The 22,255-nt window shown below is 30.3% G+C and carries 17 protein-coding genes and 1 tRNA gene; 11 read left to right on the top strand and 7 right to left on the bottom strand.

Annotated elements, in window-relative coordinates; all coding sequences use genetic code 11:
• Positions 1–41: 41 nt before the first annotated feature.
• Both FZC34_RS01965 and accD read left to right on the top strand, forming a co-directional pair.
• Positions 42–674: a P-loop NTPase family protein gene (locus FZC34_RS01965; RefSeq protein WP_148971787.1), complete on the top strand. Its 633-nt coding sequence runs from the start codon at positions 42–44 to the stop codon at positions 672–674.
• 229 nt (positions 675–903) lie between these two features.
• On the top strand, positions 904–1,743 hold the full coding sequence (gene accD / locus FZC34_RS01960; protein WP_148971786.1) for an acetyl-CoA carboxylase, carboxyltransferase subunit beta: 840 nt from the start codon (positions 904–906) through the stop codon (positions 1,741–1,743).
• A gap of 92 nt (positions 1,744–1,835) precedes the next feature.
• Here accD and FZC34_RS02830 read toward each other — a convergent pair whose 3' ends face one another.
• A complete protein-coding gene (locus tag FZC34_RS02830; protein WP_187440012.1) occupies positions 1,836–1,979 on the bottom strand; it encodes a hypothetical protein in 144 nt (47 codons plus the stop codon).
• Positions 1,980–2,229: 250 nt separating this feature from the next.
• On the bottom strand, positions 2,230–2,949 hold the full coding sequence (gene dapF / locus FZC34_RS01955) for a diaminopimelate epimerase (protein ID WP_148971785.1): 720 nt from the start codon (positions 2,947–2,949) through the stop codon (positions 2,230–2,232).
• A gap of 126 nt (positions 2,950–3,075) precedes the next feature.
• On the opposite strand from dapF, the gene FZC34_RS01950 reads away from it, so the two are divergent.
• Complete coding sequence (locus tag FZC34_RS01950; RefSeq protein WP_148971784.1) at positions 3,076–4,221, top strand: hypothetical protein; 1,146 nt, start codon at positions 3,076–3,078, stop codon at positions 4,219–4,221.
• A 20-nt stretch (positions 4,222–4,241) separates the two neighbouring features.
• Here the strand turns inward: FZC34_RS01950 and FZC34_RS01945 are convergent, their stop codons facing one another.
• Together FZC34_RS01945 and FZC34_RS01940 are read right to left on the bottom strand one after the other, a co-directional pair.
• Entirely contained in the window at positions 4,242–5,612 is a 1,371-nt protein-coding gene (locus FZC34_RS01945; protein WP_148971783.1) for a lipid II flippase MurJ, read from the bottom strand.
• 89 nt (positions 5,613–5,701) lie between these two features.
• Complete coding sequence (locus FZC34_RS01940; protein WP_148971782.1) at positions 5,702–6,247, bottom strand: peroxiredoxin; 546 nt, start codon at positions 6,245–6,247, stop codon at positions 5,702–5,704.
• A 192-nt stretch (positions 6,248–6,439) separates the two neighbouring features.
• On the opposite strand from FZC34_RS01940, the gene FZC34_RS01935 reads away from it, so the two are divergent.
• Positions 6,440–8,845: a ComEC/Rec2 family competence protein gene (locus tag FZC34_RS01935; RefSeq protein ID WP_148971781.1), complete on the top strand. Its 2,406-nt coding sequence runs from the start codon at positions 6,440–6,442 to the stop codon at positions 8,843–8,845.
• Between the two features lie 263 nt (positions 8,846–9,108).
• Here FZC34_RS01935 and FZC34_RS01930 read toward each other — a convergent pair whose 3' ends face one another.
• Positions 9,109–9,837: a 2,3,4,5-tetrahydropyridine-2,6-dicarboxylate N-succinyltransferase gene (locus FZC34_RS01930; protein ID WP_148971780.1), complete on the bottom strand. Its 729-nt coding sequence runs from the start codon at positions 9,835–9,837 to the stop codon at positions 9,109–9,111.
• Positions 9,838–10,012: 175 nt separating this feature from the next.
• Here FZC34_RS01930 and FZC34_RS02825 point away from each other — a divergent pair, with 175 nt between their 5' ends.
• The 5 genes from FZC34_RS02825 (at position 10,013) to FZC34_RS01905 (ending at position 20,333) form a co-directional block, all read left to right on the top strand.
• Positions 10,013–12,289 carry a hypothetical protein gene (locus tag FZC34_RS02825; protein WP_187440011.1) on the top strand — a complete coding sequence of 759 codons (2,277 nt, stop codon included), beginning with the start codon at positions 10,013–10,015 and terminating at the stop codon, positions 12,287–12,289.
• Positions 12,290–12,496: 207 nt separating this feature from the next.
• On the top strand, positions 12,497–13,252 hold the full coding sequence (locus FZC34_RS01920; protein WP_148971944.1) for an enoyl-ACP reductase FabI: 756 nt from the start codon (positions 12,497–12,499) through the stop codon (positions 13,250–13,252).
• Positions 13,253–13,397: 145 nt separating this feature from the next.
• Entirely contained in the window at positions 13,398–14,807 is a 1,410-nt protein-coding gene (locus FZC34_RS01915; RefSeq protein ID WP_148971779.1) for a S49 family peptidase, read from the top strand.
• A 226-nt stretch (positions 14,808–15,033) separates the two neighbouring features.
• Positions 15,034–17,193, top strand: coding sequence for a hypothetical protein (locus FZC34_RS01910; protein ID WP_148971778.1), 2,160 nt, complete (start codon positions 15,034–15,036; stop codon positions 17,191–17,193).
• Positions 17,194–17,393: 200 nt separating this feature from the next.
• A complete protein-coding gene (locus tag FZC34_RS01905) occupies positions 17,394–20,333 on the top strand; it encodes a hypothetical protein (protein WP_148971777.1) in 2,940 nt (979 codons plus the stop codon).
• Positions 20,334–20,651: 318 nt separating this feature from the next.
• Here FZC34_RS01905 and FZC34_RS01900 read toward each other — a convergent pair.
• Positions 20,652–20,742 (bottom strand) — tRNA-Ser (locus FZC34_RS01900).
• An 80-nt stretch (positions 20,743–20,822) separates the two neighbouring features.
• Here FZC34_RS01900 and rpmH point away from each other — a divergent pair.
• Complete coding sequence (gene rpmH / locus FZC34_RS01895; protein WP_148971776.1) at positions 20,823–20,957, top strand: 50S ribosomal protein L34; 135 nt, start codon at positions 20,823–20,825, stop codon at positions 20,955–20,957.
• Positions 20,958–21,290, top strand: a complete 333-nt coding sequence (gene rnpA, locus FZC34_RS01890; protein WP_148971775.1) for a ribonuclease P protein component — start codon at positions 20,958–20,960, stop codon at positions 21,288–21,290.
• A 406-nt stretch (positions 21,291–21,696) separates the two neighbouring features.
• Here the strand turns inward: rnpA and frr are convergent, their stop codons facing one another.
• Positions 21,697–22,254 (bottom strand): ribosome recycling factor, encoded by a 558-nt coding sequence (frr, locus tag FZC34_RS01885; RefSeq protein WP_148971774.1) that lies wholly within the window; start codon positions 22,252–22,254, stop codon positions 21,697–21,699.
• Position 22,255: the final 1 nt, after the last annotated feature.

The following is a 22,255-nucleotide window of genomic DNA, read 5'->3' as shown; positions in this document are numbered from 1 at the left end:
TACAAATATCAATTTATACATAAGTGGTTTTCATATAAAAAATGGCTTGTATGCAAATGATATTAGATTTTCAATGGAATATTGATTTTTCAGAAAGCAGTTTTTTTGTTAATGAAACAAATAGGCATGTTATTTCATGGATTAAAAGTCAGAATATGTGGAATTACCATACTATACTTATTGGCCAACCAAAATCTGGCAAAACCCATTTAGCGCATATATGGAAAAAACTTACAAATGCCTCTTTTATAAAAAATGTACAAAATATTGACTATACCCAACCCCTAATAATAGATAAAATCGAGAGCTTTATACAAGAAGATATATTTAATATTCTATTTAATTCTATGCACCATAAAACACATACATTATGGCTTATAGAAAATTCTAATATTTTAAAACAATTTATTCCTGATATACAATCTAGGTTTAACACTATGACATCTATGCATATTCCAAGCCCAACTGAAGAAATTTGCATAGAAATTATGAGAAAGATGAGTATAGATTTTGGATTAGATATACATGATGATGTATTTCAATTTCTGATTAAAAGAATCAAAAGATCATATGTAGATGTTTTTAATGTTATATCTCATATTAATATGCAGTGTATGCTGCAGCGAAAAGCCCCTTCTTTAATATTTATAAGCTCTATTTTGCATATGATTTGATGGTATATTGTAATATGTATCATATTTGTGTATTCATTTACTATACTATATATTGTTTTTTTACTGTGCCATGATTTTGTAATTTTATGGTATAACATGTAATTCACCCTATTATGATAATAGTATTATTGGACAATAATATAGCGTCACTATTAATTTTATCATATAGCAGGGAAGGATATTTGATGGTTACTAGCAGAAAAAGATAAATTATCATAAAATTGTGTTAATGAATTGGTTAACGAATTGGATTCCTAAAATTAGATCTACAAAGTCTTCTAGCATACCAGAGAACCTTTGGCACAAATGTAATAAATGTGGAGAGATGATTTTCAAGCAGCAAATAGAAGATAATTTATTAGTTTGTACTATTTGTGATCACCATGAACGAATGACAGCTAAGCAGAGATTATGCGCATTTTTCGGATCTGAGAAATGTTTTGTTGTAGAAGAGCCTAAGAAATACTCTGATGATCCTATTAATTTTACTGATAAAATTTCTTATAAATCTAGATTGAAAAAGTATAGAGAGATATGTGATTCAGATGATTGTTTCTTAATTGGAATTGGAAGTGTAGAAGGTAAAAAAGTAGTTGCATTATCTATGAATTTTAAATTTATAGGTGGGTCTATGGGGCGTGCACTTGGAAATGCAATTGTATATGCTGCTGATCTTGCTGTAGAAAATGGAATCCCTTTAATTATATTTTCATCTTCTGGTGGAGCTAGAATGCAAGAAGGAATGTTTTCTTTAGTTCAAATGGCTCGTACTACTATTGCTATTAAGCAAGTGAAGGAAGCTGGTTTGCCATATATCTCTGTATTATGTGACCCTACCACTGGTGGTGTGCAGGCTTCATTTGCAATGTTAGGAACTATTACTTTAGCAGAACCTGATGCATTAATAGGGTTTGCAGGAAAAAGAGTTATTCAGCAAACTATTAGAGTAGAATTGCCAGATGATTTTCAAAGTGCTGATTTCCAATTTAACAATGGATTTATAGATAAGATTGTACATAGATCTAAAATGCGATCAGAGATTATCAGAATATTAGATATTTTAGATTGAGAATTACGCAGTTCAAATTGAATTTATAGAGTTTTAGACCAGAAGTAGTGTGATAAATTATAGATCATAGATTAGTAAAATAGGCATAAGAATCAATTAAATTCTGATTTATATTGTATATTGATTTTGATAGTTAATGCTAACTCTTCTTTTAAAAGCAAATGATATTTCGAATCAATCGTGCTATTTAGCATTTTTGTAATAATGAAACTTATATATAAGAAACCTTTATACATATAGCCTCCTTTAGTTGAGCCTTGCTCGGAGGTATTATATCATATTATTATTGCGCATATGATTAGAACTTATGTATAACAGATTATGATTATATTTTACATATTATTTATTTAAACACTATTTGCATTGTTAATTTAAACATTACTATATATAGTGAATTTCGAATATTATGATGTATTATAATTGTAGTGTTGTTTTTTGATATATATATTTAGTAAACTCGATACCATGCAGAGTTATATTTGCAATTTAAATCAGCTTAAAATTACCATTGGCTACAATATTTGCTGGTCCAATTTGCCATATTTGTTTTTTCTTTATAACAGATAATTCACCTATTTCAGTATGGAATGTAATATTATCTTTATTGCCTAGTGTGAGAGATTTATTATTCTCCCAAACTGCACATGCTGCAGCAATAGTTCCTGATCCACATGCTAATGTCCTGCCTACACCACGCTCCCATGACCTAATATTCCATTGTTTATCATGCCAAATACACATAATGTTTTTTATGCTTAAATAATCTTGAAAATCATGTGTAATTTGATCCCAATCTGGCTCATTATTTATGAATATAACAATATGTTCATTACCAATGTGAACGTCATAAGTAGGCAATTTATAACTCATTTGCTTTATTACAGGTATGACTGGTAGTGAAAATGCAACCTGTTCATTATTCAGCTTAACTGTATGAATTATTCCTGAGTTTGTATGAAATTTATTGATTACTCTATCGTAATATTGCGCTAAACAGCGAATTCCATTACCACACAAGTTTGCTTCTGATCCATCTTGATTCCAAAACCTTACATTATATTGTCCATTATTATTTATGTTCTGAATGACCTGATCACATCCAATCCCTAATTTTCTGTCAGATAATAATATCATATCTTCTTTAGAAATATCTTGAAATATCATAATAAAATCATTTCCTAGTCCATGTGCTTTAACGAATTTCATAGCATATTTTAATACATTTAATTGACAAATTATATAATATAACTAACATGTGGTGATATAGTGAATTTTATATTATTTATAATAATGATCTACTATATGCATATATATTATATTTACAATTAAATTATGGTTAATATAAATAAAATAATTACTGCTTGTATGCTATATTATAGCAGTGCCAATACTACTTTTGAAACTAAGATAGAAGATGCAAAAACACATCAAATATTTGATGAAAGTTATATAAAGTACGTAGATACTTCAAGTTGTGTTAGAAGAATTATGTTATCTGGGTATATAGCAGCATCTATGATTAAAGATAATGAATATAAGAATTTATTTAAGTCAGTGCTTAAAAATGATGATAAATTTGAATTTAGCTATATAAGCAGATTACAAGAATTAGCAGATCAATTATTATATGGAATGGGTGTTATATCTAATATTTTGCAATATATGAGTGTTGAATGGAATATGTTATTTCGTATACATCAAGGTAAGTATGATTTCACATATGTAGATATAATAAGGTTGCAACGTCATATAAGGAGCGAAGATAAGTTTGTAAATACAGTTGTTTTAATGGGCCCAACTGATGTTGAGTTAGTTACATATATTCATGATATGTTGAAACAATATAGAGAAGAATGTATTAGAAATGATAATATTGTTATTAGAAATATTAGAATGTTACATGTAAAAGATAAAGATACGGAAGCTTACGCATTAGCAGATAGATTTAATAATGGGCCAAGAAGAAATAAAGTAACTATTAATGTGAAAGATTTGAAAGATGAGCTTGTTATAAATGCTAGAGATTGGGATGGCAGCAAGATAGATTTAGATATTGATTCTAATGGAGGAAGTGTGCATGTAATACGTCCATTGAGTGATTTGCCAACACTTCACTGTAGTTTTCGTGGAACATATGAAAATATTAGTTTAGATGGAAATATTGAAGCATATTTGATAAAAATGGTAGCTGATAGAATACATATAAAGAACTGTAGAAACAATGCTAGTAGTATTCTTGTAAATGAACTATTTATAGAGGATGGTATGCATGCTAATAAGTTTGTGCTGGCGCATATGAATTGTAATATGTTAAAAGTAGAAAATTCAATTTTATATTGGGATATGATATGTATGCCAATTGATATAGATTCCAAATCACTTCATGATGCTAATTTGCATATTCATACAACTGCAGTAGGAGGCATAGATAGTATGAAGGATATTATGAAATGCAATGCAGAAATCACATATAGCTAATTTTATTTATTGTGCTGATATTAAACTGTAAATTTATAGGATATGCGCATATTAACTCCCATGAATAGTGTGTAAATCCAAGCAGATGCTAAGAAACTAATAGAAATTCCTATTGAACCCATATAAAAAAGTGTAGGTATTAAAATGATATTTGAAGCGAATTGTATTGCAGCTCCTTTTAATGGGGTTTTTGTATCTCCATATGCAAAAAATACTGCATTCATTGTTTTGCTTAGTGTATATGCAGGTACGCTTAATATATATATCTTCAAATACATACTTATATTATATATATCATTTGCTGTCATTTTCCCTCTTAAGAATAGTATTTTACATATTTGATATGCAAAAAGAAAAATGAATAATGAGATTACGCATGATACTATAAAGCCATAGAGCCATACTTTATTATATAATTTTTTTGCTTTAATGAACTCTTTATCTTTAATGTATTGTGTTAAATAAAGTAAGAATGTCGTGCTAAATATGATGCCTATTAAACTGAGAGGAACTTGCATTATACGATCTGCAAATGCTAAATACGATATATTTCCTGTTGGGAGAAAGCTGGCGAACCAAGATGAAAACATAATCATAATTTGTGATATGCCTGATGAAAATGATATATTTAGAAACCTAGAATTGAATATTTTCATTTCAGATTGGAAGTTATCACTAGATTGTTGATTGTATAATAAATTGTGCTTATACACATTAAATGATATCCATAGAAACTGTGCTATATTACCGAATAAAATTGCTATCCCTATAAATAAAAATGAAAAATTATATTTATAGCTTATGAGAAGGGTAATAATTGCAATTATATTACATATTACGCTTGAGACAGCAGAAGCAAAGAATTTCTTATTGTGGTTTAATAAGCTCATCCAAATACTAGATAGTCCCATAAATAGTAGGCTAGGGAATATAAAATATGAAAATATCACAAAAAATTCCTGAGATAAGTTAGATAAATTGGTAAAGATTATTTTTGACAATGGTTTGATTAGTAGTAAAAATAAGGATACTACTATAAATATACGCATAAACAATTTTTTAGATAATTGCATGATGAATGATTTTTCATTCTGCTGTTTGATTTTGATATCTTTAAGCATAGGTATTAGTAAGTTATTCATACTTCCATCAGATATAACTTTTCTGAATAATGATGGAAATTTTGTTGCCAATATATATGCATCTGTAATAGCTCCAATGCCAACCCAGTTTAATATTATAATATCTCTGAAATACCCTAAAATTCTTGATATTAATGTAAAAAAGCTAACACATGCACTACTAGACAAGAATTGCCTATGTGCTATTTGTGATTTTTGAGACATACCTGATTTTATTTTCGATTTTTGATAATTAGAGCTTTGATTCATATGTAGATTCTTTCTTGCAATTTGCTTTCTGATTGATATATGTATTTTGACAGTTTGAATCTTGACTGATCATTGATTCATTAGTCGTTTTATTCATTTCCTGGTTGAAGGGTAGGACTCCCTTTTTTCCAGTTTACAGGACACAACCCACCATTTTGCAGCGCATCCAAAGTACGTAATATTTCTTCAGGACTTCTTCCAACATTCAAATCAACTACGCTAACATGTCTAATAACCATATTCGGGTCAATTATATATGTTGCACGTTGAGAAACACCATGTTTTGCATCCTTGATTCCTAATTCATCTGTCAAAGATCCACCAATGTCTGCTAACATAGGGAAGTTTACGCGTCCAATTTCAGAATTTTCTTTCTTCCATGCCAAATGCACAAACTCAGAATCCATACTAGCACCTAGAACTTGTGTATTTCTCTCTTCGAAATCCTTTTGCAAATCTGAAAAAGCACTGATTTCTGTAGGGCATACAAATGTAAAATCCTTAGGCCAGAAGAAAAATATAATCCATTTGCCGTTGTATGAAGAAGAATTGATTTCTTTAAACGTATTCTTCTGATCCTTGCCTAATACACTTTGCAAGTTAAATTCAGGAAACTTTGATCCAACACCAAGCATAAAACACCTCCATTTATTATAAGATCAATTTTATATGATTCATGCCATTTTTGAAAGTTGCTTATGATTTATAATTCAATTTATAGGCATTACCCTTTAAATTGCTGGGAAAATAGGTTATAGTCTGAACAATTATAAAGTTTCAGGTGCAGTTCGTTGTAAAAACCTGGACATTATGAGGATAGAGGTAAAATGAAGAATAATATGATGCTATTACGCAGCCTGATACTGGTTGTTGGTATATCGATCGATGCTGCGCCAATTAGTAGTGAGATGCATGTATTTGATGTAGGACAAGGCAACTGCCAGTTGAATACGTATGTTGTGCAAAATCCTATGCGTCCTAATGGAGAAGAGCGAATTGGATTCCTGTATGATTGCGGGAGTTGTGAGTTTCCTCAGCGTTTAGGAGGTAAAGGTGTCTTACCTGGAGGTATATTGAATTCTGATAAATTAATTCATAGCATTAACGACAAGCTTGTAGATTTAGATTTACTTGTAATAGTTTTGTCACATCCAGATTTAGATCATATAAATAAGATAGATGTTGTTTTGAAAAGTACTGATATAAAAGCAAAAATTGATAATGACACACTAAAAATTATATCATTTTTATGTGGTGATTTTGTTGGGAAAAATACTGTAGAATCATGGAATGTACAAGAAGTATTAAGTAAGTATGCAATAGAGCCATTTTATTGGGATAAAGAAAAAAGCAGTAATTTCTTTTCTGGGAATATTTTACGGTTGTGGGATAAGGCAAAATCTCAATTAGAAAACAAGGTTAAAAATAGGAATAATCATATATATGCAGCAATAGATGATGTAATAGAAAAAATAAAGGAAGAAGAAAAGAATATAGAAATAGCAGTAAGGGAAGCAAAGGAAGCAGCAGAGGAAAAAACAAGCAAAGCAATAGAAGCAGAAAAGAAAGCAATAAGGGAAGCAAAGGAAGCAGCAGAGAAAAAAACAAGCAAAGCAATAGAAGCAGAAAAGAAAGCAATAAGGGAAGCAAAGGAAGCAGCAGAGAAAAAAACAAGCAAAGCAATAGAAGCAGAAGAGAAAAAAATAAGAAAAGCAATAGAAGAAGGAGAGAAAGAAACAAGCAAAGCAATAGAAGCAGAAAAGAAAGCAATAAGGGAAGCAAAGGAAGCAGCAGAGAAAAAAACAAGCAAAGCAATAGAAGCAGAAAAGAAAGCAATAAGGGAAGCAAAGGAAGCAGCAGAGAAAAAAACAAGCAAAGCAATAGAAGCAGAAGAGAAAAAAATAAGAAAAGCAATAGAAGAAGGAGAGAAAGAAACAAGCAAAGCAATAGAAGCAGAAAAGAAAGCAATAAGGGAAGCAAAGGAAGCAGCAGAGAAAAAAACAAGCAAAGCAATAGAAGCAGAAAAGAAAGCAATAAGGGAAGCAAAGGAAGCAGCAGAGAAAAAAACAAGCAAAGCAATAGAAGCAGAAAAGAAAGCAATAAGGGAAGCAAAGGAAGCAGCAGAGAAAAAAACAAGCAAAGCAATAGAAGCAGAAGAGAAAAAAATAAGAAAAGCAATAGAAGAGGGAGAGAAAGAAACAAGCAAAGCAATAGAAGAAGGAGAGAAAGAAATAAGGGAAGCAAAGGAAGCAGAAAAGAAAGTAGGTGAATTAGAAAAATATGATGGATGTTTAGATTTATTTGATAATGCAGTTGCTCAGTTAAAAGATTATATATACATATGGTCTATGAATACTGCGCCTGGAAATGATCAGAATGCAGTAAGTCCTATTATTTCATTTACACATACTGTACCAGGGACAAAATATTTATCAATGATTTGTACGGGAGATGCTGAGGATAGTACAGTGTGTGGCAAAGGTGAGAATAGTGTATCATCGGAAGGAGGGTTGCCACTATATTTAAAAGATAGAAAAGATATTGTGCGTAGGAATATGAAATTACAAAAATACTCATATGTAAATGCATTGATGCAGGCGACAGATAGTCATAAAGTTGGATTATATGCATTATATGATTCTATAACAAGTGATACTAGTGATCATGATATTATTTGTGTTGCGCCACATCATGGTTCTGCAGGTCAGGCAAATACTGTGCTTTTATTAAATGATTTAATGAAGATGAGCATGGTTTATGTATCTAATGGGCATGGAGGGCGACATCCACATATTAATAAGAGATGGTATAGAACAATGAGTATTGGCATATTTAATAATGATATTATAAAGAGGTATAACTATCTATGTATTAATAGTAAGGATGCTATGGGACTCTCAGTTTATGATTCGTCAGGCGATAAGATAAAGTTAAAGGGTAGCTATGATATTTATGATAAAGAGATAAGCATAACTATGTATAGTGAGAAAAAATCTGCATCAGATTCATATAATGAATCTGCTGAGCATAAACATTGCCAATCTTGGCTATATTCAACAAATAATCATGGCAGTTTGCACATTTATATACGTGATTGGCGTGGCCTTACACATGCATCTTCACCTTCACCACCATCATCACGTGTGCCAGTTGCGTTGCATAATAGCACAGGTAGGGCTGGCAGTGTTCCTTCAGCTGTAAGAGATGATAATCAATCTGGTCAAAGCTCATAATATATATAGATAAAAACTATTGATATTTCTATTAAGTTAAATAAGGATTTTGGATATTAAAGGTTTTGAGCAATTTTATTTCTACGTCCTGCATGATTTTGCTTTGTTACTAGGTTTCGTGATTGTACCCGATTAGGTGTAGTGCCCATGAGCAACCATATGAATAAAACGTTCCTCGAAAAATAGTGATGATGAGATGCAAATATTTAGACAATTCATTAAAACCTACCAGTACATAGATCTATTTCCATTGCTAAAACACCTCAATCTCTAAGTAATTCATTGATGTTTGTTTTAGATTTTGTGTTTTTGTCGACTTTCTTGATAACTACAGCGCATGAGAATGAGATTTTGGAGGTTTTGCTGTATGTTCCTGGGATTATGACGCTGTACGGTTCGATTTCGTTGATTTCATCCCCATCGACGTCGAAGATTTTAGTGGAGGATGTAAGTTTTGTACCTGCACCTATTACGCATCCTTCTGGCACTACAACCCCTTCAGCAATGAGTGATTGTGCGCCGATAAACACGTTATCTTCGATAATTACTGGCATGTGTTGTGATGGTTCGAGTACGCCGGCGATGATGACATTGGATGAGATGTGGCATTGTGCGCCGATGTATGCGCAGGATCCGATTGTGACTCCGCTATCCACCATGGTTTCATCCCCGATGTGGGCCCCGATATTCACGAATGAGTTTGTCATGATTACGGATTTTGGGCCGATATATGCTCCGCGCCTTACCCATGAACCTGGTACTAGTCGGAAATCTTTGTTGAGCAAATCTTGATCATGTAATAGGTTGCTTTGCATATCGATTTTGTCTGCCCATTTGACCAATCCGTCGATTTTGCTGATTTTTTTGTCCGATTTGAATATTTCGTTTATTTTGGAGAAAGCAGGTTGATTTAATTCCCATTTTCCTTGATTTTTACGTACGATTCTTGTGTTTCCAGATTCCAATTCAGATAAAAATGTATCGATACTCATATATTCTCCTGATTTTACTGTACTTTTTATGTGGATTTTAGGCAATAAACGAATTTTCGTGATATTCAGGCATTACTCTTTAAATTGCTGGGAAAATAGGTTATAGTCTGAACAATTATAAAGTTTCAGGTGCAATTCATTGTAAAAACCTGGGCATTATGAGGATAGAGGTAAAATGAAGAATAATATGATGCTATTATGCAGCTTGATATTGGTTGTTGGTATATCAGTTGACGCTGCGCCAATTAGTAGTGAGATGCATGTGTTTGACGTTGGACAAGGAAATTGCCAGTTGAATAAGTATGTTGTGCAAAATCCTATGCGTCCTAACGGAGAAGAGCGAATTGGATTCCTTTATGATTGTGGGAGCAGTGAGAATTCATGGAATAATATGATGCGTAATGAGGAAATTAAGAGTGCATATAATGCTATAGACGATTCTTTATCAGATGATAATGTAAATTCTAGTATATATTATAAATCAGTATGCGCAAATAAGCGTAGTGATGTTTCAAAAATGCAGTTAAAAGGTATTACAGATGCGCTTAAATTCTCAGATTTAAATTTACTTGTAATCATCTTATCACACCCAGATCTAGATCATATAAATAATATAGGCAAATTAAATATTCCTGATGGATTAGCTAAAATTGCCTTTCTATGTGGAGATTGGGCTGGTAAAAATACAGAAGAATCATGGAAAGTAGAGCAGCTTTTAAGTAGATATGCAATAGAGCCATATTGTTGGAAAGATAGTATAGATAGTGATTTTCCTGCTAGAAATATTAAAGAGATGTGGGAGTATGCTCAAGGTCAATTCAGTGATGAATGCATAGATAAGCAAAAGAAAAATAAAATAGAAGCAATAAAAACAGAAAAAAGCAAAGCAATAATAAAGTATAACAACAAAGAAGAAGCAAAAGAAGCAAAAGAAGCAGTAGAGTCAGTAATAAATCATGCAATAGAAGAAGATGCAGTAAAAGATGCAGTAAAAGATGCAGTAGAATTAGCAATAAAAGCAGAAGAAGCAGAAACAGAAGCAAAAGTAGCAACAAAAGCAATAGATGAAGCAACAACAGTAGCAAACAAAGTAATAAAAATGAAAGACAAACTAAATAAGGCAATAGATGAATTAAGAGAAGCAAAAGAAAAAGCAGAAGAGAAAAAAGCAAAAAATGTAGCAGAAAAAGCAAAAATAGGAACATTAAAGAAAAATGCAACAATAAAAGCAATAGAAAAAGCAATAGAAAAAGTAACAGAAAAAGAAGAAGATGTAAAAAAAGCAGTAGAAGCAATAGGTGCAGTAGAAGCAATAGATGCAGTCAATAAAATAGAGGCAGAAGAGGCAAAAGTATTAGAAGTAAAAGAAAAAGCAGCAGAAAAAGCAGCAGAAAGAGCATCAGAAGCAGAAGCAGCAGCAAAATTAGCAGTGCACGGAGCATTAAAAGCAAAAGAAGCAATGAAAGCAGAAGTAACAGATGTAGAAAAAGAAAGATTAGTAAAAAATGCAATAAACAAAGGAGTGTTAGCAGAAAAAACAGCAGAAGCAAAGGCAATAAGAAGATTAAATGAAATGGAAACGCATGCTAATCAGAAAAAGAATGAAGAGATAAAAAATTTGGTAGGGTATTTAGGTGCATTTGATAATGCGATTGCTCAGTTGAAAGATTATATATACATATGGTCTATGAATACGGATATTGCAGGTAATGATAATGCATCAAGTCCGATTATTTCGTTTACACATCAATATCAAGATAGATCAAATGGAAAAACAAAGTATTTATCAATGATTTGTACAGGAGATGCTGAGGATAGTACAATTTTGGGATTAATAAGTAGCGTGCCATCAAAGCTTGAAAAAGAAAGTTATATATCTACTGACTTATTAAGAGATTTATTGGGTCATGACAGTAAAAATCATGATATTATTTGTATAGCACCTCATCATGGATCTGAAAATCAATGGAGCACAATGAAGTTTTTAGATAAATTTTTTAAAGTTAGTATGATGTATGTATCTAATGGACATGGAACACTACCTAATTGTCCTCATATACATCAAAATTGGTATGATCGTATAAAAAGCATGGATATAATGAGTAGATATAGTAAATTATGTAGCAATGGTGATAGCGCTATAGCATTTAAATATGATGATCTTAATTATGCTGGTTATAAAATAAGTGAAATGATTACAAAAAATGTATTGAGACTACCTAGTGATATATATTCTGATGAAGAGATTTATATAACTACATATAATAGGTCAGATAAAATTCTATTAACAAACTATCTTGAAAGTTCTCCAGATTGGTTATATTCAACAAATAATCATGGTAGTTTGCATGTAAGGATTAGCGATTGGTCTGGGTTTGATAATCAAGTCGCAGCAGGAAAGCCTCATGGTGATTTTCTAAGAGAGAAAAGCCCTTCTCATATTAGAAAATAAGTAGCAAAAGCATATAAACCCATCTCTTTTCAAAAGTGGGTATGCATTTGAAAATTATAGTGCATAGTTAGTAATAATTAGTCAGCAATAATTAATCAGTTTGACAAAATAAATACTAATGCATAAAATTCGACCTGTAAGGGGTGTGAATTGAACACTACAGATGATTGTAAAAGTAACTTGTTAAAAGGTAAAAAAGGTATAATTATGGGGGTTGCAAATAACAGATCTATTGCGTCTGGTATCGCGGAGTCCTTTGTGAATCATGGAGCTGAAATTGGAATTAGTTACCATCCGAATCTAGAAAGTAGAGCAGTTGGGATCGCAGATCAGCTAAATGCTAGTTTTGCGTATCCATGTGATGCTGATAACGAAGGCGAAATTGCTGGATTCTTCAATAAAGTTGGAAATCATTGGGATAATGTGGATTTTCTTGTACACTCAATTGCATTTGCAGATAAAACATATATGAATGGTAAGTACTCAGATGTTACAAAAGATGCATTTGCTCAGGCAATGAATATTTCCTGTTATTCTTTCACAGCAGCAGCTAGAGAATGTGCCCCATTAATGAAAAATGGTGGGTCCATGATCACACTTTCATATTATGGAGCAGTAAAATATATTCCGAATTATAATGTTATGGGAGTAGCGAAAAGTGCGTTGGAAGCTAGTGTGATGTACTTGGCGAATGATTTTGGTGTGGATAATATTAGAGTAAACTGTATTTCTGCTGGACCAGTAAGAACTTTGGCTTCATCAGCGATTAAAGATTTCCCAGAATTGCTAACATGGCATAAAACGCATTCCCCAATTAAAGCAAATACTACTTTGGAAGAAGTTGGTGGAACTGCGACATACTTAGTGAGTGAATTATCTCATGGTGTGACCGGGGAAATCATTTACGTAGATAGTGGATATCATACAATTGGAGTGAGAAGCCCTGAGAATGATATAAAATAAATTCTCAAATTTTTGATTTTTGAAAATTAGCGATTCCCAAAAAACTGAATAATGTGATAGAGATTTGAATTTTATTTCAGTTATTACTGTTTATGGTATATGTGACATAGATAAAAGATTAATATAATTGTACAATGAGCAGCATATGAAGCTTTTAAGAAATTTTTTGTTTGTTTTATTGGGATTTAGTTCAATGAAATCTTTTTATCAAATGTTTAAGTATCAATATAGTAATAAAATTACTTTGACCTATGGGTTTGATGATTTATATTTCCAGCATAATCAGTTCAATCAATTTTTATGCTTATTAAACAAAGCTGCGCATGATCCTAAAGTACGAGGCATTGCGATTAATTATCAGGGAGCTTTTTGTGCAAGTGAAGATTCAATCGCTAATATTAATGAATTGACCCAAGTATTTGATCTATTTAAGAGAAATAAGAAATTTGTGGATTTTTATATTCCATCTTTGACATTTAAATCATTGTATTTAGCTTCTCATGCATCAAGTATTACGTTAACACAAAATGAAATGAGCCATATTTCTGGAATTCACATACATATGCCATTTGTACGTGATGCATTAAAGGCTCAAGGAATTGAAGTTACTAGTATTGCAACTGGAGAATTTAAAACCCCAGAAAGTGAATCTAGGAACAGCATGAGTGATGAATATAAGGATGGGTTGAAAAAATTGTTAAAAGCATGTTCTGATTTAGTAATCAATGATATTAAATTACATACTAATATTGAAAATGGAATGCTCGGAATGCATAAGAATGCAGATATCGCAAAGAAATATTCTTTTATTAATATATCTAACTTTGCCACTTGGAGTAGCAGATATAATAATAAATTGAGTACATTCAAATATGCTAGAATATGCAAAGATAGAAAATCATATAATAAAATTGCAGTGATCAATGTTAATGGTACTATTCGTGCTGGATCTTATTTAGGAAATATGAGCTTTATAAGTCAAATAGATAATATTGCGAGAAATCCTAGAATTAAAGCTGTGATATTGCGAATTGATAGCGGAGGAGGGAGTGCGTACATTTCCAATGAAATATATAATGCATTGATAAAGCTGAAAGAGAAAAAGTTGCTTGTGGCATCTATTAAAGATATTTGTGCATCTGGATCATACATATTAGCTTTGAGTGCAGATAAGATATTTGCTCCTAAATGTGCATTAGTTGGATCAATTGGGGTTATTATGAATCATGTACATATTCAAACACCAGGGGTGAATGTAGAAAATATAGATTCACATGATATGCCAGATATTAACTCATATACACCTATTACTGCAGAGCAGAAAAAAGAAATCATCGTATATATTAAAGATGCGCTGGATCAATTTAGAAAGTTAGTCGCAAATCAAAGAAAGTTTAGTTTAGAATATTCTCGCCAGATTAGTTTAGGGCAAGTATATACAGGAAGAGATGCTAAGAGTTTAGGATTAATTGATGAAGAAGGTAGCTTATTAGATGCATTGAAATTCATTCAATATAAGAAAAATTTGAAGCACTATGAAATTATGTATGTTTAGACTAAGCGGATAATAATATGCATAGGTTATATGTGATTCTATATAATCATAATTGGAAAATCAGTATAATATGAAACTTGATTATCTTCCTAAATCGTCGAAAAACACTAATAGTAATATTGCATAACTATACAAATCGATGTATATTTCAGTCAATTATAAAATTTTAGAAACATGGTGTATGCTATGCTATAAAATCTGAAACTTATTAATAGATTGAGGTCAAATGAATAGTAATATTAGTATATCAGACAGATTATATTGCTTAATGCTTGCAGTTAATGTTGGGTTCATATCGATCGAATCTATAGTTCTGAGCAGCGAAATGCATATATTTGATGTTGGGCAAGGAAATTGCCAGCTTAATAAGTATGTTATTGAGTATAATAAAAAAGATCAATATGGGGTGTCGGTAGAGCAAAATAAAAGAGAAGTAATTGGATTCCTATATGATTGCGGGAGCAGTGAATATCCAAAACGTATTTCTGATCAAAATGAATATATGAAAGAAATGTACAAAGGTGATTTAGGAGAAAAAAGAGAAAAAAAAGATTTAGATTATCAAATATCTTGTATATCTTTAAATCAGGAAGATGATACATTAATCCATGAAATTAATGATAAGCTTACAGATTTAAATTTGCTTGTAATAATTCTATCGCATCCAGATCAAGACCATATAAATATAATAAATCATATAATAGATCCTAAAGATCTAAGTGAATATTGTAATAATACTAAAAAAGAGCTTAGCAAAAGAAATCCTGATTTAAAGATAGTTGCATTTTTATGTGGTGATTGGACTAAAAATACAAACATTGCTCAAAGCATAAAAGAAACTTTAGAAAGAGAAAGATTATATAACTATTGGGATGATAGCAAACAAACGATAAGAAAAGAGAATTTATTTGTAGCATATCCGCATAATTTTAAAGATTTTAATGGAGATTTAATGTGTGATACGCTAAACAATTCAATGAATATTGAAAAATTATTTTATTTAACAAAGCATAATTATGCAAGGAAGCATATTTTACTAACTAAGTTTGATGGTGCAATTAGTGAGTTGAGAAGCTTCATATTCATATGGCTAATGAACACTAATATTGAAGGTAATGATAATTCAGCAAGCCCAATTATTTCATTTACACATAAATATAAATATCAGTATATAGATAAGGAGAATCGTTTATATAAAAATCACAAAGGTGAAAGTGTAATGCAAGAAATAGATATAGTTAAAACAAAAAATAAATATATATCTATGCTTTGTACTGGAGATGCTGATGCATATACAATTGTTAACTTCATTTATAGTTATTTTCCAGATGCAAAAGGTCTATTAGAAAAAGCAAAAGAATTACAGAAATGCTTGGAACATAAGCATAGTAAGAATGAAAATGGTAAGCATATTGGATATAAAGAATACATAGATGCTTATAAAGAAGTTATTAAATATATTGGCAAGACAAATCTATTTAGAGAGATGATAAAAACAAATTTTGGCTGTTATAATGAAGATATAGATATTATATGTATAGCTCCTCATCATGGGTCTCAAGAGCAATATTATGACACATTATTATTGTATAAATTATTTAAATTCAGTGCTATATATGTATCAAATGGACAAGGGATTAGAGAGCCACATGCGCATATAAACTGGTTTCTTCCAATAACAATAGGTAAGAATCAACAAGGTAGTTATTGTCCTAAAATAGAAAACATTGAAGATCATTACAAACAATTTATGCAAAATATAAAAGGCGCAAAAGACTGTAATGAAAATCTCACTAAAATACTAAATAAAGGCATAACATTAGAGTGTTTTTCATCTGAGTCTATGGGGTTTTCATCACAAAGCCAAGGATTCAAACAGTGTCCAGAATGGCTATATTCAACAAATAGCCATGGTGAAATGTATATAAAATTCAACTGTATGCTCAGTAATCAGCTATTAATAGATAAAATTAATAGATGCATGCATGATAATCAACTGTTAATAGATGGTTATATGCTTGATAATCAGCTATTAATAGATAAAATTAATACACTAGAAATGCATGGCTCAGTATTATCTGATAAAACAAAAAAGTCAAAAGGTAGAAAAGTGCCTATTATAAAAAGACGAATGAAAAATAGGAGTTATAATGTAAAGGATGAATATGCATATGATAATCTCATGAACGAAATATCTAAAATTCAAGTTAAAGCTATAAAATTAGAAGATGAAAATCAAGAAGCACAAACCATAATCAAAGAATTAAAGGCAAAAAATCAAAAATCTAAAAATAAGCAAGATGAAATGCAAACTAAACTAGAAGAGTTACAAAACAGAATTCAAGAATTAGAAGTTGCTGCAAATACAGATACACAATCAGAATAGGAAATTGAAAAATCCATACTAAATTGGCTCTCAAATCTTGATTGTTGAGTTTGATTGAAATTTAGGTAATTCTAGGTTGCTATTCAAATTGCCTGTAAAATAGGTTACAATCTGAGCAATTATCAACATTTATTGTGTTGGCTTAATCGCTTTATGCCATAATATTACAATTTTGATGGTTATTAATTAATTGGAGGAAAATGAAACATATTGATAGTGATTATATAGGTCAGAATTTGCTAAAAATGGCACGAAATCTTAGTATGGTTTGTGCTTCTATTGGAGCGGTAGTATGGAATAGTGAATTTCATATATTTGACGTCGGGCAAGGTAATTGCCAGTTGAATAAATATAATACTAGTGCAGGTAGAATTGGATTCTTGTATGATTGCGGGAGTTGTGTATATCCATGGAATGATATGATGGGTGATGAAAATATAAAAGCAGCATATGAAGCAAAGAAAAAAGCTGAAAAAGCAGTAGAAGAATTAATAAAGCAATTTTATTTTCAAAGTTATTTGCAACAGGGTATAAATACAATATTTGCTCATAAAAATGCAGTATCAGAAGAAGATATATCATGTGCATATAAAGAGTTTTCTTTATCTACATATATGCAAGAAAATGAAGAATCTGATATATTGCAATTTGATGATAAGAAGATTAAAGAAAAAATAGATACATTAATAGATTCACTTACTGGATATAAGAAGCGTGAAGCAGAATCTATAAAAACAGCGCTTGAATTATCAATAATAGCAAATAGAAAATATGCAAACGCTTCTAGAAAAAATGTAGAGAATAAAATGATTAGCAGAGTTAACTCTAAACTTAAAGATTTAGATTTGCTTATTATATTCTTATCACATCCAGAAAAAGATCATATAAATAAGATAGAAAAATTAATTTATCCAATAAAAACAGATGTAATATCATTTTTATGTGGGGATTGGCATAATAAAAATACAGGTGAAATGCACAAAGCTGAAAGATCTTTATCTCCACAAAGAGATAGAAGTGAGAACGCAAATAACCTTCCTTCTAATGATGATACTAAATATACAGGTGTAAATGAGGTAATAAAAGTGTCAGGATATACTGCAGGGTATTATCATTTATCTTTCTATGAATATCCATTTTTTGCTGGTGATATTAAAAAGTTATTTGATGTTACAAAAAAGAGAAGTTCAATATATACAAGCATTTTATATAAATTTGATAATGCTATTAATCAGCTGAAAGATTATATATACATATGGTCGATGAATACTACAGGTTGTAATGCAGCAAGCCCCATTATTTCATTTACACATAAATATTCAAAACATTGCATTTCAAAGCAAGTATCAATGCTATGCACAGGAGATGCTGAAGATAGTACAGCTTTTGAATTGATTAAAAACTTATGTACAGGAGATGCTGAAGATAGCACAGCTTTTAAATTGGTTAAAAACAAAGATAAAAAAAGTAACATGCTATTGAAAGACATATTGGAAAAAATTGATAAATTAAAACAAATCTCAGGGAAAAGCTATGAAAGTGCAATTAATGAGTTAATTAAATTATTGCCAAATGATAATTTATTGAAAGGAGACATTATATGTTTAACACCTCATCATGGTTCTGCAGGCCAAGCAACTACTATGCTGTTACTAAATAAGTTATTTAAACCCAGTGTAATATATGTATCAGCAGGACATGGAACACAGCAACCACATCCACATATAAATTGGTATAAAGAGATTATAAAACTAGATAAAGGGGCAATAAATTATTATATTTCTTATATATTGCATTTATTCAATAATAAAACTGATAATGTTGCATATAACTATTTGAAAAGTGATTTAAATAATTTAATTACATTTAGCTCAGATAAAGATCAAAAAACCATATCAAAAAAAATAACATCCTATCAAAAAAAAGGTGATGGTGGAGAAAAAAAGTATTGCCCTGATTGGTTATACTCAACTAATGATCATGGATCTGCTTCAAGCATACAGCTTAAAATATCATACTTAAATCACTTATATAATAATATTGCTGAATATATTATTAACTCTGACATTAATAATAAAATCAAAAAAATTATGAAAAATGAAGTTAAAAATCTTGATCTTAATATTATTAAATTGTGTGCATTTTTATCATTATCAGCATCGGCTGTAGATTATATAGCAGGGAATGAAGATTTTTATTGGAGCAAATTAACTATAGGTTCATTTACTTATCCATATGTCGCATGCAGATCAGGCATTAAACTTGCTGAATATGTTATAAGCTCGGACATGAATAATGAATTTGCAAAAATTATGAAAAATGAAGCTGAACTTCCTATTAGAAGCAATGCAGGCGAGCTTAATCTTATTGAAGTTCTTTCAATTATATCATCGCTCACATATGCAATAGATTATATAGCACAAAATAATTTACTTTGTACAAAAATATTCGCTGGTTCAATTGTTTACCCATATATTGCAATAAGATCTATAGTCAATATTATTGAATATATGGAATATGATATGCAAAATCATGTTTATCGTGATTATTATACCAAGGCAATGTTATTCTTTATAGCAACAATATCAACATATCATATTGATTATATGACAAATAATGACTTAATTTGCATGAAAATATTAGCTGGTTCAGTTATTAGTTCATATCCAGTATATAAATTAGTAGTTAATACAGCTAATTTGATAAAATATGAAGCTAATCTTCTTAGTAAGGATAATTTCAAAAACCTTAAATCCATTGCAAGTTCAATATCATTATTACTTGCAACAGATTATATGCGTACTAATAGTTTCTATTGGACTAAATTTATGTTAGGAGGCGCTTTATTTCAACATATATTTTCACAATTAAGGAACAATAGTGAAGAGGATATGTATAGTTTATTAATTGCATCTATGTATCCTATAATGTATTGTAAAATGATTGGCAGTGATGATGTAGAATGGGATACAAGAATGATTAATGTAAATTCTGCATTTATTCCTATGCAACTAGCATATTTATTATTTAATGGGCCCGCTATTACAAAAAATATTAGAGTAATGGATTTTGTTCTTCATATAATTGGGTTTGTATTTTATGATTTTCTATATTCACTTTCTCCAATATTTGTTCAATAAATCATTTCACTAAAAATACGCCATAATTCAACCAGATATTTATGCATTTATTCTGTCCTGCATTTTGCATGACAGTTATTCTATAGTAATTTGAAGCTTCCGATCGCAATGTACAGAGCATTATATGATTCAGTTGCATTAATTGTGCTAATGCTAATTTTGCACTTCTAAAATACTATATTCATCTACTCGCCTGAATAAAATGATGGCGGAAAGATAGGATATCTACTCGATTGAATAAAATGAAATCGGAAAGGAAGGGTATTTTAAATCTTGTTTTTGCCCTTCCTCTCGCAATAAAATACAAAAAAAATGAATTGGCGGAAAGGAAGGGATTCGAACCCTCGATACGTTAGAAACGTATAACGGTTTAGCAAACCGCCGCCTTAAGCCTCTCGGCCACCTCTCCAGTTGAAATTCTAACCCTTATGATTTTTTTTTACAATATCTCTTCTTGACATATTTAACAAAAAACGCGAAAATTTTACTATGAAACGTACTTATCAACCAAGTAAATTAGTCAGAAAAAGAAGACATGGATTTAGAAAAAGAATGTCTACTCAAGATGGACGCAATGTAATGTCAGCAAGACGTAGAAAAGGTAGAAGTAAAATCTCAGCATAAATGCGCAAATATGTTGCTTTAAGTTGTAGATATATATTTCAAAAAGCTAAAAAAGAAAAGCCTTTTTTTTCTAAGTTTTTTTCTATTCGTAGTATTGATAATAATGAAGATAAAATTAGGATAGGGATTATTGCTAACAAAAAGCTTGGCAATGCTGTAGTTCGTAATAAATGTAAAAGAAGAATTAAAAATGCTATTGATCGTATTTTATGCGAACATCATTCTGTAATTGCTAAAGATATTGTGATTGTACTAAAGCGTGAAGTGTTTGACTGTTGCTTTATAGATTTACTATCATCTTTACAATTATCATTAAATAAATCAGCCTTTTAATAATTATTATATGCATGGAAGTTAATGATATTTGGGTGCATAAAGTTAATAAGTTGATAAAAGTTAAATATATAAATCAAGTGAATAATGTTTTTTTTAACTAAAATATATAGTGAAATAAGTATTGATTGATTCTTATGCTTAGCTTAATTAGTTGTATTAAATTTGATAAGTAATCAAATCATGCTATATGGATAAAATGAATGTTAAGTGCATTTTATTCAGCTAGCAAAGGTAAATTTATTAATTCTATAAAATTAGGATAATAAAGTGTATAAAATATAAAAAAAACTAAAGCTTAAAATATATGATTGGTATTTTCATTCAATTCAATTACAGTTTTACATCAGATTCTCAAAGTATAATTGTACGTTTAATGTAATGAAATGTGGTGAAACAAATCAGTTTAGCCAATGATATCTTTTTCTTTTTGAGATGTAAGTAACTCAATTTGAGCTGTTCCTTTTTTGATAATTTCTTCAAATATTTTTTCTGATTTCTTTCTAGCATCCTCAGATATTGCTTTGTCTTTTTCTAGTTTTTTAAGATCTGACATAGAATCTTGCCTAATTGTTCTAACAGAAATTTTAGATTTTTCTTTAAGGTCTTTAGCCATTTTTACAAGTTCTTTACGTCTTTCTTGTGTTAGTGGTGGAATTTTTATAAAAATAGAATCACCTTCCAATGATGGATTCACATTTAATTTACTATCCATAATTCCTTTTTCAACAGCTTTGATTAAAGATTTATCCCATACTTGTACGTGCAAGGTTTGATCTTTAACTGTAATACTAGCAACTGATTTGATAGGCATGAACTGGCCATGCGCATCAATCTTTACTGCACTCAGAAAATCAGGGGACACAACATTAGTTCTCAAACCTTTCAAGTGATCTGCAAATACTTCAATCGATTTTGCAATCCTGTTTTTCAGATTTGATTCTATATTATTTATTAATTCCATT

The sequence above is a fragment of the Candidatus Cytomitobacter primus genome (assembly GCF_008189405.1).
GTDB classification, from domain to species: domain Bacteria; phylum Pseudomonadota; class Alphaproteobacteria; order CAJXXZ01; family 1604HC; genus Cytomitobacter; species Cytomitobacter primus.
The sequence above is the reverse complement of the archived record's forward strand: the minus strand, read 5'-3'. Positions and strand labels throughout refer to the sequence as shown.

Bases quoted from the DNA above. Each gene is read 5' to 3' on its own strand.
- FZC34_RS01930 (WP_148971780.1), bottom strand. From the start codon at position 9,837: ATGAGTATCGATACATTTTTATCTGAATTGGAATCTGGAAACACAAGA.
- rpmH (WP_148971776.1), top strand. From the start codon at position 20,823: ATGAAACGTACTTATCAACCAAGTAAATTAGTCAGAAAAAGAAGACAT.
- FZC34_RS01935 (WP_148971781.1), top strand. From the start codon at position 6,440: ATGAAGAATAATATGATGCTATTACGCAGCCTGATACTGGTTGTTGGT.
- frr (WP_148971774.1), bottom strand. From the start codon at position 22,254: ATGGAATTAATAAATAATATAGAATCAAATCTGAAAAACAGGATTGCA.
- FZC34_RS01965 (WP_148971787.1), top strand. From the start codon at position 42: ATGGCTTGTATGCAAATGATATTAGATTTTCAATGGAATATTGATTTT.
- FZC34_RS01905 (WP_148971777.1), top strand. From the start codon at position 17,394: ATGAAACATATTGATAGTGATTATATAGGTCAGAATTTGCTAAAAATG.
- FZC34_RS01920 (WP_148971944.1), top strand. From the start codon at position 12,497: ATGGGGGTTGCAAATAACAGATCTATTGCGTCTGGTATCGCGGAGTCC.
- dapF (WP_148971785.1), bottom strand. From the start codon at position 2,949: ATGAAATTCGTTAAAGCACATGGACTAGGAAATGATTTTATTATGATA.
- accD (WP_148971786.1), top strand. From the start codon at position 904: ATGAATTGGTTAACGAATTGGATTCCTAAAATTAGATCTACAAAGTCT.
- FZC34_RS01915 (WP_148971779.1), top strand. From the start codon at position 13,398: ATGAAGCTTTTAAGAAATTTTTTGTTTGTTTTATTGGGATTTAGTTCA.
- FZC34_RS02825 (WP_187440011.1), top strand. From the start codon at position 10,013: ATGAAGAATAATATGATGCTATTATGCAGCTTGATATTGGTTGTTGGT.
- rnpA (WP_148971775.1), top strand. From the start codon at position 20,958: ATGCGCAAATATGTTGCTTTAAGTTGTAGATATATATTTCAAAAAGCT.
- FZC34_RS01940 (WP_148971782.1), bottom strand. From the start codon at position 6,247: ATGCTTGGTGTTGGATCAAAGTTTCCTGAATTTAACTTGCAAAGTGTA.
- FZC34_RS01945 (WP_148971783.1), bottom strand. From the start codon at position 5,612: ATGAATCAAAGCTCTAATTATCAAAAATCGAAAATAAAATCAGGTATG.
- FZC34_RS01950 (WP_148971784.1), top strand. From the start codon at position 3,076: ATGGTTAATATAAATAAAATAATTACTGCTTGTATGCTATATTATAGC.
- FZC34_RS01910 (WP_148971778.1), top strand. From the start codon at position 15,034: ATGAATAGTAATATTAGTATATCAGACAGATTATATTGCTTAATGCTT.
- FZC34_RS02830 (WP_187440012.1), bottom strand. From the start codon at position 1,979: ATGTATAAAGGTTTCTTATATATAAGTTTCATTATTACAAAAATGCTA.